Here is an 11,496-nt window from a genome sequence, read left to right on the forward strand (position 1 = left end):
CTCAGTTTTCCTTCACAGGACTAAATTTGGCTTTGAATCCTTCAAAAAAGGCGATATTCCATAAGATGAGTAACATACCATAGAAGGTGTCTTCAAAAGGTATGGTGGCAATACGAAAACCCATATTTTGTGAATCATCGTACCAAACGATAGGCTGATCTATCCATGAGCCTGTGAGTAGACCGTTGGTGATGAAAAAAGGAACCTGAAGGAAAAAGTAGGCGAAATAAAGGTTTTTTAGATAAGGAGCTTTTTTGATGAATTGCAGATATAGGATACTTAGAGGTAGCAATATAAAGGTGCTAGTAGTATAAAATCTGCCGAAGTAAAAGCTAAGTATGGCTATCAGTGCCAGAGAAAGAACCAGACTGATCCAAAGACTTATTCTATCATTCAGGAAATTGAATCCTCCAATTTTGAAGCAGTGATAAGTAAATACGCAGGCGTAGGGGATACAAATAAAGAACATAACTTCCTCCAAAGGCAAATGCCCCAGGTAGATACCACTGAGGTAATCTGGATTGAATCCCCAGATACCAATTTGAGTGAAGTATTCGTCCCAAATCAAAAATGGAATAGCTACTAGAACCATTGCAGGTAGGTAGTATTTCCACTCTTTGTCAAACCGGAGTTTGTGATGAAAGCTGAATAAAAAGGGTATGAGCAAAGCGCCCAGGTCTATGGCCAAATAGGTGTAGGCTTTCATTTTTCAGCTGCCCTTTTCTTGAATTGGTCGAAGTATTTTTTGGGTACATAGAGCATTCCAAAGCATTCCCCATCCTCTTTGCCTATGTGTTTATGATGTACTTTGTGGGCTCTTCTGATAGCCTTGAAATATCGGTTGTCTGATTTAGATAGCCATTTGAATCTCTGATGGATGAAAATGTCATGTATGAAGAAGTACATGAATCCATAAAGGGTGATTCCTGCACCAATCCAAAAAGTCACACTTTCCGCTTTGGTATACCAGCCCAGGTAGGTCAGAACAATACCTGGAATGGCAAAAATGAGGAAGAAGAGATCATTGTCTTCAAACCATCCTTTGCTATGCTTGTCATGGTGATCCTTGTGGAGAATCCAAAGAAAGCCGTGCATGACATATTTGTGTGTAAACCAGGCTACTCCTTCCATGAAAGCAGCTGTAAGAAACATTACGGTGATATTGATCCACATCATACAGTTCTGTCTTTTGATTTATCTAATACATCTTTGATCAATTCTTTGAACCAGAAGGTGTAGTTCTGGGGGCTCTCTTCCAAATCCTTCAATAAAGATTCAGTTGAAATATACTTAATTGCCGAGACCTCATCAGGGTTAATGATGGCTTTGTCATCGCTGATCCCGACAAAAACATGATCTAGTTCGTGTTCGATCAGTCCGTTCTCAAAATCAATCTTGTACTGAAAACTCATCAACCAATTCAGTTCAGCCTCCATGCCCAGTTCTTCTTTGAGTCTTCGGTGAGCTGCATCGTTGATGTTTTCATTAGGTCTGGGATGACTACAACATGCATTGGACCATAGATTGGCCGAGTGGTATTTGCCTGCTGCTCGCTGTTGAATCAGCATATCTCCCTGGCTATTGAATATGAAAACAGAAAAGGCACGATGCAAGCTACCATTTTCATGGGCGCGAAGTTTTTCTTCCACTCCAATTTCATTGTCCAAATGATCTACCAGTACTACCTCTTCCATGAATAAAACTAAATAATATTGAATTGATATTTAAAGAAAGAATTGATCATTAGGCCCAATTTGTAACCATTTGATATTCTGATTCTTTCTGTCATGATTCTGTTAGCAGGTAGTTTGGTGATTTTAACAAAAAGTCTTTTGTAATAAATATAGGCCAGGTAAACGCCCAGTTTTGAGTTAGAAGGCAATTGCTTGATACCTACTAGAGCATCGTCGAAATCCTGTAGAATGCTTTCTTGAATTTGCTGTTTTTCCTCTTCTCTAAAATTGCTCAGGTCAACATCTGGAAAGTAACTACGACCTAGGTCCTGATAGTCAGCTTTTAGATCTCTTAAAAAGTTAACTTTCTGAAATGCAGAACCTAATTTCATAGCAGAGGGCTTCAGGTGGTCATACATGTCTCGATCATTGTTAGTAAATACCCTGAGACACATCAGCCCGACTACTTCTGCTGAGCCTAAGATATATTCTTCGAAAGATGCCATGTCATGTTTTTCCTTTCTCAGGTCAGCTTCCATGCTTTTGAGGAAAAGATCGATCAGTTCCCATTCGATGTTGTACTGATTCACTGTAGCCTGAAAACTATTCAGAATGGGATTAATGCTGATTTTGTTTTCTATTGCCTCTACTGTTTCTTTCCGGATTTGGCTCATCATCTGGTTTTTGTCAAAGCCATGAAAAGAATCTACAATCTCATCCGCCAGTCTCACAAAACCATAGATAGAATAGATCGCATCATGAATGCTGCTGTGAAGGAAGTAAATGCCTAGTGAAAAACTAGTGCTGTATCGTCTGGTGACTAGTTTGCTAGACTTGAATGAAACCTCATCGTAAATACTTTTCATAGGGTTCGTGAGTTAAGTAAGACAATAATTGAGAGGCAGCCAACTGTCCTGAAATAATGGCTGGAGGAACTCCAGGTCCAGGTACAGTCAATTGGCCGGCGTGAAAAAGGTTTTTCACATGTTTACTTTTCATGCTTGGCTTAAACATCGCAGTTTGTCGCAAAGTGTTGGCCAGGCCATAAGCGTTTCCTTTGAAGGAATTATAATCCGATTCAAAGTCCTTGATACAATATGACTTTTTAACGATCAATCGATCTGAAATCTTGTCATCAATAATTTTTTCCAGCCTAGTCATGATCTTATCAAAATAGGCTTCCCGTGTCGTTTCATTGTCTGTAATCCCAGGAGCCAAAGGCATCAAAATGAAAAGGTTCTCATCTTCAGCCGGTGCAACAGAGTCATCAGTTTTTGAAGGGCAACAGACGTAGAACAAGGGATTGTCAGGCCATTCTGGATTGTCATAGATCTGCTTGGCATGTTCATCAAAATCCTCGTCAAAGAACAGGTTGTGATGAATCAGGTTTTTGACTTTTCCTTTCACTCCCAAATAGAAGATCAGAGCAGAAGGGGACATCACTCGTTTGTTCCAGTAGTCTTCGCTATAATTGGCTTTATTGGCCAAAAGCTGCTTTTCCATGAAGTGATAGTCTACAGAAGATACGATTCCATCCGTATCATGAACTTTACCATTATGCACTTCAGTGATTTTCTTGTTAGCTATGTTGAGCTGCTCAATTGGTGCGTTAAAATGAAAGTTCACACCTTGTTCTTTGGCTAACTCATACATGGCCTCAGACAATTTGTAGAAGCCACCCATTGGATAGAAGGTGCCCTGACTGAGACAGCTGTAATTCATCAGGCTGTACAGGGAAGGGGTGTTTTTTGCCGTCCCACCCAAAAACAATACAGGAAACTCCAATAGTGCGATGATATGGGGATGTTTAAATGAGGAGCGAATGTAGTCGTGGATGGACTGCAAAGCATTCATCTTTATCATCTTGTAGATGATATCAAATGAGAAAAATTCAAATAGAGAGTAGGAAGGCTTGTAGACGAGATCGTTGATGCCTACTTCATACTTCAACTTAGACTCATTCAGAAATTTCTCAAGTTTTGCTCCACTGCCTTCTTCGAGAGATTCGAATAATTCTTTCTGTTCATCGAGCGTATTGGGAATATCCATAAATTCATTTCTACCGAAATAAATTCTAAAACCAGGATCCAGTTTTTTTAATTCGAAATAATCGCTTGTGGATTTATCAAAACGATTGAAGTATTTTTCGAAAACATCAGGCATCCAATACCAGCTTGGTCCCATGTCGAAGGTAAATCCATCTTCTTTGATGACGCGACATCTACCTCCTGGACCATCATTCTTCTCAAAAACATCGACTTCCATCCCATGTTTTGCCAGACTAGCCGATGCGGTTAGCCCCGCAAAACCAGCACCTAAAACACTTGTTTTAAATTTTGAGATAGTTGACATCTAGCGAAAATAAGACTGTTTAACAAATTACCGAATTTTTTAAACGGAAATTGCGTCAATAAGTTCATCTGAACTTTGAACCCAAGTCATTTTCGGGAAGTTTTCGAAATGGTGAACGTAACTTTTATCCCCGCCCATGATGAGTTTTGGCACATTCTTCAATTTAGACAACTCTTCGAAATATTTTTTAATATCTGTGTCAAAATTCGGACTGATGAGGATAGAAAGCAGTCCGATAGGCTGGGCCTGATTAATTGTTTCGATCAGATTTTTTACGGGCACCCTTTTGCCAATGTATATGGTAGAGAAACCGTGCTTTTTCAAGACATAGTTGCTGAATAGCAACAGCATTTCGTGTTCTTCCCATTCGGGTAAGAACAAAAGGTATTTGCCCGCTTCTCCATTGTTTGTTCTCATATTCATTGAAGAATAGAGCACTTGCATGAGTTTGTTCGATAAAAAATGCTCGTGGGCTGGAGATACCCTATTGGTGGCCCAGAGAAATCCGATTCTATTGAGCAATGGAAAGAATACCTGACCAAAGGCCTCTATCAAACTGGTCTTGTCAATGAGTTCGTTGATTCTTTCATCCAAGAGAGGTTCGTCAAAATTCATACATGGTTCAATCAATCGATGCAGTTCTATTTCAATCTGCTGATCCAGCTGAATACCATTTTGAGATTCTTCAAGCAAATGAGTCATTTCCTCAACGCCCATTTTACTCACTTTGGAGATTTTGTATCCTAAATTGACCAGGGAGGACACATTTAGGATTTTTTTGAGTTGATCATCATTGTAATACCTGATATTGGTATCCGTTCTAAAAGGACGTATTAAATCATACCGCTTCTCCCAAATACGAATCGTATGAGCCTTAATTCCTGATAGCCTTTCTAGTTCCTTAATCGAATATTTTCCCAAACTCAGTAAGAATAATGAGGGTTGTCAATAGTTTTAAGGCGAAATTTACACAATCTAAGGCTATATAGTTCAAGCCGCTTATAGATTATTTAAAACTTATTATTCCCAGCTTTGTCTACGATGTGCATCTGTCATATCTTAGACCTTTCAATTAGTAACATCCGATATGAAGGTATTCAGGTTTGTAATAGCACTGATTCTTACGATTTCTTTTATTTCTTATGTCAATTTTAAGCAAGGTGAAATTCCGCCTTTAGGCAGGTTCATGAGCCCTTTTACTGGTTTTTGGCAAAACGGAGAAAGTGAGAGAATTGATTTTGACAAGAAACTCAAAGCGGAGGATCTCAAGTCAGATGTAACCATCCAATTTGATGAACAAGTGATTCCGCATATTTATGCTGAAAATAATCATGACTTGTATTTTGCACAGGGATATACCACCGCTAGCCATAGACTATGGCAAATGGAGTTTCAAGTCCTGGCTACTGAAGGGCGTTTGTCCGAAATAGTGGGTGATCGTGCGTTAGAGTTTGATAAGAGAAATAGGAGAAAAGGATTAAAGTATGCTGCCAAGCGATCTTTAGAATTGGTGGAGGCTAATCCGGAGGTGAAGGAAATGATGCAGGCTTATGCAGATGGAGTCAATCATTATATCAATTCCCTGGATTACGAAGATTACCCTATAGAATATAAGCTGCTAGATTACCAGCCGGAAGAGTGGAGCGTGTTGAAGTCATGCCTTTTGCTCAAATATATGGCAGATATGTTGTCTTCAGGAGAGGCAGATTTGGAAAATACCAATGCCTATCAATTGTTGGGTGCGGCTGATTTTGAAATGTTATTTCCTGAAAGTTTTCCATCCATAGATCCAGTCATTCCTAGTGAGCGAGAATGGGACTTTGAATCAGTTAAGGTGGAGAAACCTGACAAGGCATGGCCTACTGATACAATAGTTTCTACAATGGATAAGCCAGATCCTCGAAATGGCTCTAACAACTTTGTAGTTTCGGGACAAAAAACAGCCAATGGTCGTACCATGTTGGCCAATGAGCCTGACCTGGCTTTAAACCTGCCTTCGATCTGGTATGTCAATCAATTGAAGGCGCCAGGAGTGAACGTCTTTGGTGCAACCATCCCTGGAGCACCTGGCGTTGTAGTTGGTTTTAATGACTCGATAGCCTGGGGTGTGACCAATGCCAAGCGAGATGTAGTGGACTGGTACAAAATCCAATTCAGGAATGATAGGAGAGAGGAGTACCTATATGAGAACAAGTGGTTGAAAACGGAAAAAGTCGTAGAAGAAATCAAGGTAAGAGGGAAAGAAAGTGTATATGATACCATAGTTCATACTCACTATGGTCCAGTAGTCTATGATTACAACTTTGAAGGGAATGGGGAGAAACTAAATCTAGCGATGAAGTGGACCGCTCATGAGGCAACCTTAGAGGTGTATACTTTGTATCTCCTGAACAGGGCTAAAAACTATGATGATTATGTAGATGCGCTTCAGTATTTTCAAGCGCCCGCTCAAAACTTTGCGTTTGCTTCGGCATCCGGAGATATTGCTATGTGGGTCAATGGTCGTTTTCCAATCAAGTGGAAAACCCAGGGTAAGTTCCTTCTAGATGGAACAGAGTCTGACAATGAGTGGTATGGTGATATTCCACACATGCAAAAGGCCTACATGAAAAATCCTGAGCAAGGGTTTCTTAGTTCTGCCAATCAACATCCGGTGGATTCGACTTATCCCTATTATGTCTACGATTACAATTACGAGTTTTATCGCAACAGACGGATCAATGATCGACTCAAACTGATGTCTAACATAGAGGTAGGGGATATGATGAAGTTGCAGAATGATAACTATAATTACAGAGCATCAGAGAGTCTCCCTATGATGCTGGACAGCCTGGATACAGCGAGTATGTCTGCCAAAGCAGCTGCTGCTTATAATATTCTCAGACGTTGGGATTACTTCAACGATCCTAAAATAGAAGCTCCAAGCTATTACAGCGCCTGGTGGGATACTTTTTATCGACTCGTTTGGGATGAATTTGACCGGGAAGATATGGCACTTAAAAGGCCCCATGTCTTCAATACCATTCATCTGATGAACACAGATCCTGGCAACAAGTATTTTGATGTTCAGAAAACTTCGTCAAGGGAAACGGCTGTGAGTTTAGTGAATCAGGCATTTGACTCTGCTGTGGCAAAAGTAGATCGATGGAAGCTTGAAAATGAGCAAGAGCGTGCGGATTGGTATCTATACAAAAACACAGGAGCCAGACATTTGCTGAAATTGGAGCCATTTTCCTTTGAGCAGATTGAAATCGGGGGGGATAGAAATATAGTGAATGCAGCCAGTAGAGGACATGGGCCTTCATGGCGAATGGTTGTGGAACTCAGCCCTGATCAGGTGCGGGCATGGGGTGTGTATCCAGGTAGCCAATCTGGAAATCCTGGAAATCCATCTTATGGTGAGATGATAAATGACTGGGCCAGCGGTAAATATTATCGACTCAATTTTTGGGATGAGGTTCAGATCGAGAATCCTAAAATTGTATTCACTCAAACTTTAAAATCAGAATAAGCATGCTATTTATAATAAGACTTGTATCCATTGCTGGCCTGAGTTTTTTGCTGTCACTGATCATGCCCTGGTGGTGTTTGATTTTGGTGGCTGGTATTATTTGTTTTCTGTTGCCTGCGGGTAGTTTCAATGCATTGCTGAGCGGCTTGCTAGGCGGAGGATTGTTGTGGATGGTGATGGCGTGGAAGATTGATGTTGAAACCAATTCGATTATGTCTTCTAAGATAGTCGAACTTTTTCCAGTAGATGATGTGAATATGTTGATCATAGCCACAGGTGTTTTGGGTGGAGTCGCTGGTGCTTTGGGCGCCTTCACGGGTAATAGCTTCAGGAAAATCTTCATCAAGAAAAAAGAGAAAAGTTTTTATAGTTAGTAGTATCTCTCTAGCGAATCAGACGTAGAAGCAAGCATGGAAAAGTCAGAAGAAGAATGGAAAGCTGAATTGAGCCCTGAGCAATTCCAAATATTAAGAAAAAAAGGGACTGAAAGACCTTTTACTGGAAAGTACTGGGACTTTGACAAGCAAGGACAATATCACTGCGCAGGTTGTGGGCAGGAGCTGTTCAAGTCTGATACTAAATTTGATGCGGGATGTGGATGGCCCAGTTTCTTTCAGCCCAGCGACGAAAAGCATATCAATCGACACGCTGACTATTCGCATGGTATGGTGAGGACAGAAGTTACATGCTCTAATTGCGGAGGGCACTTGGGTCATGTTTTTACAGATGGTCCTGAACCCACAGGCCTTAGGTACTGTATCAATTCTGCCTCTATTGACTTTACGGAATAGAAATACCAATTCCCTTTGAACATATCTTACTAGGGCTTAAGTAAAGAAGCCCATCCTGTTAGCCATAATCTTAATCAGGTTTTCAAAGACTAATAACTGTTATTTATAAAAGTTATTCTTGCCAATTCAGGGTTTGGAGAGAAAAACATGGTAAATTGCCATATACACATTGTATGGGCCTATCTCTTATTGGTTAGCATCTCTATTTTATAGCTTATAGTGTCTTTTGAGTAAGGGTTGAGCTCAAATAACTGGTTTTTACAGAATAATATTCAGCTCCAATAAATACTTTTTTTATCAAGCATCTTAGATTTTCAAAAACAGAAGCTCATGCTGAGTTCTCAAAAGAACTTAGAAGCAGCGTCAGGGCATATTTTGCCTCAAGTAACATTAAGCGATATGGAAATGCCAATATGGCTACCAAAACCGTTTTTATGCTCCTTTTATTTTTTGTTCCACTTATCATCTTATCTATTGGAGTAGTCCAGTCAGGATGGATGGTCTTTTTACTTTATCTGGTCAGTGGTTTGGGTATGACAGGTATAGGTATGGGCGTCATGCATGATGCCTTGCATGGTTCTTATTCTCAAAACAAATGGGTTAACAAGGTTTTGGGTTATTCGATCAATATTATTGGTGCGAATGCCTCAGTATGGAAAATCCAGCACAATGTGTTGCACCATACTTATACAAATATTGAGGGGTCTGATGATGATATCAATATGCCGTTTTTTCTTCGGTTTTCACCCAATACCAAACATCACCGCGTGCATAAATATCAGCATTTTTATGTTTGGTTCTTTTATGGTTTTCTAACCTTGATTTGGGTTACAGCCAAAGACTTTGTTCGGATCAATAGGTATAAAAAAATAGGGTACTTTAAGAAAAAGCATGATGTTTTTAAAGAATTGGCTAAAACCATCTTATGGAAGGTGATATACTATAGTTACTCTTTAGTTATTCCGATTATTATGTTACCGGTTTCACCATGGTTGGTGGTAGGTGCTTTCTTGTTTATGCATTTTTTTACGGGTATGTTTATATCAGTAGTGTTCCAAACTGCACATGTGATGCCTAGTTCGGAATTTCCGAACCCGGACGAAAAAGGAATGATGCCGGATGAATGGTCTGTGCATCAGCTAGTAACTACTAGCAATTACGCACCTAGAAGTAAGGTTTTTAGTTGGTTTATTGGAGGCTTGAACTTTCAGATTGAGCATCATTTGCTTCCTCATGTGTGCCATGTACACTACAAGCAACTTTCAAAAATTGTTTTAGAGAAAGCGGAAAAATATGGAATTCCTTATAATACTAAGCCTACATTTTGGGATGCAATTTGTGATCATTTCAGAATGATGCGTGCATTAGGCCAAAATACGGTGGCAGTCTAAAAGACAAAAGTATAAGAAAATAAAAAAAGCCATTTACAATCGTAAATGGCTTTTTTGTTTCAATAAGTGGAGCCGGAGGGAATCGAACCCACGTCCAGATAAGGTCATGTTGGACCCTCTACATGCTTAGTTATCGCTTATGATCTTACAGGAGGGCTGGCGGATAACTACCTACCTTTCCTGCCAGTTGTTAGAGCTTCGCTATTGGTTAACAACATCACCGCAAGCTAGTTTTACGATTCGACACCCCTTGATCCTCCTTGTAAAACAAAAGCCTGGAGGGATGTGACTGTCCTGCCTCTAAGGTCAGGATAAGTAATTCCTACTAAACTTCGGAATTATGCAGCCATGGCGTAAGATTCTTCGCCAATTATGATTTGAGCAAATTGATCACGCGTGCTTGCTCAACACCCGACATGCAAGTACAATATTCACACTTACTGTCAATACCGGTCGGCCCCATATTTCAAAGATCACTTTTCCTTCTCTGCGAAGGGCAGCAAATGTAAGTGAAAGTCTATAGACTTCCTACATCTTCTTTAGCCACTATAGAATTAACGCAATTGCGAGGGTTGTGGTTAGCCTATTTTATGCATTAGCAAATGCCGGAGTTAATAGTTATTAGGATATTGAGTTAATAGGAGTGGGCTCTGATGAAATATCGAATGAATCTAGTAGAATCTGATTGGTTAATAATTATTTCCAAATGAAAGCATGGTTAAGAGCTCTAGTGAATCTTAGAGTTGTTGTGTAAAGTAGGGGAGATGGCTTACCTATTTGACAGAAATGAAAAAAGCGTGTTGCTCATTTAGTTGAACAACACGCTTCTTGTTTCAAAGTCTTAAAACCTTAGAAGTATACTGGACACAAGCCATCTTTCTTGCTTGTTTTCAATTTGATTCTATAGTTGAGAAGAATCTCATGAGATCCAGCAGTATAACCATTCAAGTCGCTAGTTGGGATGTCATAGGCATAGCCAAGTCTAAAGTTTTCGTTCAATACCAATTGCGTCATGAGAGATACACAGTCCTGATGACGGTAGGAAGCACCCACATATACGATTTCACTTATGATTAAATTGACATTGACGTCAAAACTAATAGGCGTCTTGTCTTGTAATCTTAAGAGAACAGATGGATTGATTTTTAGGTTTCTGCTCAAATCTTTCACGAATCCCCCAGTGACGTAGTAGTAACGCGATGCTATACCTGTAGTTTGAATATCATCTTGTTCGTACTCTATTTTAGGTGTTAGAATATAAGGAACCGATGCTCCGATGAAGTAATCCCTGTTCGCAAAATATATCCCTGCACCAAAATTTGGGTTGAAATCATTGGCATAGACAGCTAATGGATCTTCCTGACTGAACCAATCCAACTCGTTGAAGTTGGAGGTTCTTTGGTCAAAACCGGCTTGTAATCCCATAGATAGAATACCAATTTGTGTTCTGATCTTGTAGGCAAAACTTCCGTAAAGACTGTACTGCTCATGAACACCAATCTTATCGCGCACTACGTTTAGCCCCGTACCTACCTGGTTTTCTTTGAAGGTGGTATGAGCTGTCAGTGACTGATAGACGGGTGCGCCTTCAATGTTTACCCATTGATTTCGATTGGTGAAAATGGCTGAAAAGAGATTCAGACTTCCTGCATAGGCGGGGTTCAAAGCGAGCCCGTTGTATGGGTAAGTAGAAAAGACAGGACGTTGCTGTGCAACGCCTGTCAAGCTCATTAGTGTAACTAAACTAGTTACCAGAAGTACTTTATATCTTTTCATCC

Annotated in this window: 11 protein-coding genes and 1 other RNA gene; 4 read left to right on the forward strand and 8 right to left on the reverse strand. The window is 40.0% G+C overall.

Annotated elements, in window-relative coordinates; translation table 11 throughout:
- Window position 1: 1 nt before the first annotated feature.
- Genes N7U62_RS02005 through N7U62_RS02030 form a run of 6 tightly spaced genes read right to left on the reverse strand, consistent with a single transcriptional unit; the run spans window position 2 to window position 4,946 of the window.
- A complete protein-coding gene (locus tag N7U62_RS02005) occupies window positions 2-706 on the reverse strand; it encodes a lycopene cyclase domain-containing protein (RefSeq protein WP_264136204.1) in 705 nt (234 codons plus the stop codon).
- Window positions 703-1,176, reverse strand: coding sequence for a sterol desaturase family protein (locus N7U62_RS02010; protein WP_318840611.1), 474 nt, complete (start codon window positions 1,174-1,176; stop codon window positions 703-705). Before N7U62_RS02010 ends, N7U62_RS02005 begins: the two co-directional genes overlap by 4 nt.
- Window positions 1,173-1,694: an isopentenyl-diphosphate Delta-isomerase gene (gene idi / locus N7U62_RS02015; RefSeq protein ID WP_264136205.1), complete on the reverse strand. Its 522-nt coding sequence runs from the start codon at window positions 1,692-1,694 to the stop codon at window positions 1,173-1,175. Before idi ends, N7U62_RS02010 begins: the two co-directional genes overlap by 4 nt.
- A gap of 8 nt (window positions 1,695-1,702) precedes the next feature.
- Window positions 1,703-2,539, reverse strand: coding sequence for a phytoene/squalene synthase family protein (locus tag N7U62_RS02020; protein WP_264136206.1), 837 nt, complete (start codon window positions 2,537-2,539; stop codon window positions 1,703-1,705).
- Window positions 2,520-4,025: a bifunctional phytoene desaturase/3,4-desaturase gene (gene crtID / locus N7U62_RS02025; protein WP_264136207.1), complete on the reverse strand. Its 1,506-nt coding sequence runs from the start codon at window positions 4,023-4,025 to the stop codon at window positions 2,520-2,522. The genes N7U62_RS02020 and crtID overlap by 20 nt, the downstream gene beginning before the upstream one ends.
- Before the next feature lie 39 nt (window positions 4,026-4,064).
- Entirely contained in the window at window positions 4,065-4,946 is an 882-nt protein-coding gene (locus tag N7U62_RS02030; protein ID WP_264136208.1) for a MerR family transcriptional regulator, read from the reverse strand.
- A gap of 166 nt (window positions 4,947-5,112) precedes the next feature.
- On the opposite strand from N7U62_RS02030, the gene N7U62_RS02035 reads away from it, so the two are divergent.
- From N7U62_RS02035 to N7U62_RS02050, 4 genes are all read left to right on the forward strand, one after another.
- Window positions 5,113-7,536, forward strand: coding sequence for a penicillin acylase family protein (locus N7U62_RS02035; protein ID WP_264136209.1), 2,424 nt, complete (start codon window positions 5,113-5,115; stop codon window positions 7,534-7,536).
- A gap of 2 nt (window positions 7,537-7,538) precedes the next feature.
- A complete protein-coding gene (locus N7U62_RS02040; protein WP_264136210.1) occupies window positions 7,539-7,910 on the forward strand; it encodes a hypothetical protein in 372 nt (123 codons plus the stop codon).
- 36 nt (window positions 7,911-7,946) lie between these two features.
- The gene (gene msrB, locus N7U62_RS02045) at window positions 7,947-8,327 is read left to right on the forward strand and encodes a peptide-methionine (R)-S-oxide reductase MsrB (protein WP_264136211.1); all 381 of its coding nucleotides are present in this window, start codon (window positions 7,947-7,949) and stop codon (window positions 8,325-8,327) included.
- A 434-nt stretch (window positions 8,328-8,761) separates the two neighbouring features.
- Window positions 8,762-9,718, forward strand: coding sequence for a fatty acid desaturase family protein (locus tag N7U62_RS02050; RefSeq protein WP_264136212.1), 957 nt, complete (start codon window positions 8,762-8,764; stop codon window positions 9,716-9,718).
- A gap of 64 nt (window positions 9,719-9,782) precedes the next feature.
- On the opposite strand, the gene ssrA is transcribed toward N7U62_RS02050, so the two are convergent.
- Together ssrA and N7U62_RS02060 are read right to left on the reverse strand one after the other, a co-directional pair.
- Window positions 9,783-10,179, reverse strand: a transfer-messenger RNA (tmRNA) gene (ssrA, locus tag N7U62_RS02055).
- A 388-nt stretch (window positions 10,180-10,567) separates the two neighbouring features.
- Window positions 10,568-11,494: a PorP/SprF family type IX secretion system membrane protein gene (locus N7U62_RS02060; protein WP_264136213.1), complete on the reverse strand. Its 927-nt coding sequence runs from the start codon at window positions 11,492-11,494 to the stop codon at window positions 10,568-10,570.
- Window positions 11,495-11,496 lie beyond the last annotated feature (2 nt).

This window comes from Reichenbachiella ulvae (assembly GCF_025833875.1).
GTDB classification, from domain to species: domain Bacteria; phylum Bacteroidota; class Bacteroidia; order Cytophagales; family Cyclobacteriaceae; genus Reichenbachiella; species Reichenbachiella ulvae.

What these genes read in the sequence shown, in the direction of transcription:
- N7U62_RS02005 (WP_264136204.1), bottom strand. Translation starts at nt 706, where the DNA reads ATGAAAGCCTACACCTATTTGGCCATAGACCTGGGCGCTTTGCTCATA.
- N7U62_RS02010 (WP_318840611.1), bottom strand. Translation starts at nt 1,176, where the DNA reads ATGATGTGGATCAATATCACCGTAATGTTTCTTACAGCTGCTTTCATG.
- idi (WP_264136205.1), bottom strand. Translation starts at nt 1,694, where the DNA reads ATGGAAGAGGTAGTACTGGTAGATCATTTGGACAATGAAATTGGAGTG.
- N7U62_RS02020 (WP_264136206.1), bottom strand. Translation starts at nt 2,539, where the DNA reads ATGAAAAGTATTTACGATGAGGTTTCATTCAAGTCTAGCAAACTAGTC.
- crtID (WP_264136207.1), bottom strand. Translation starts at nt 4,025, where the DNA reads ATGTCAACTATCTCAAAATTTAAAACAAGTGTTTTAGGTGCTGGTTTT.
- N7U62_RS02035 (WP_264136209.1), top strand. Translation starts at nt 5,113, where the DNA reads ATGAAGGTATTCAGGTTTGTAATAGCACTGATTCTTACGATTTCTTTT.
- N7U62_RS02040 (WP_264136210.1), top strand. Translation starts at nt 7,539, where the DNA reads ATGCTATTTATAATAAGACTTGTATCCATTGCTGGCCTGAGTTTTTTG.
- msrB (WP_264136211.1), top strand. Translation starts at nt 7,947, where the DNA reads ATGGAAAAGTCAGAAGAAGAATGGAAAGCTGAATTGAGCCCTGAGCAA.
- N7U62_RS02050 (WP_264136212.1), top strand. Translation starts at nt 8,762, where the DNA reads ATGCTCCTTTTATTTTTTGTTCCACTTATCATCTTATCTATTGGAGTA.
- N7U62_RS02060 (WP_264136213.1), bottom strand. Translation starts at nt 11,494, where the DNA reads ATGAAAAGATATAAAGTACTTCTGGTAACTAGTTTAGTTACACTAATG.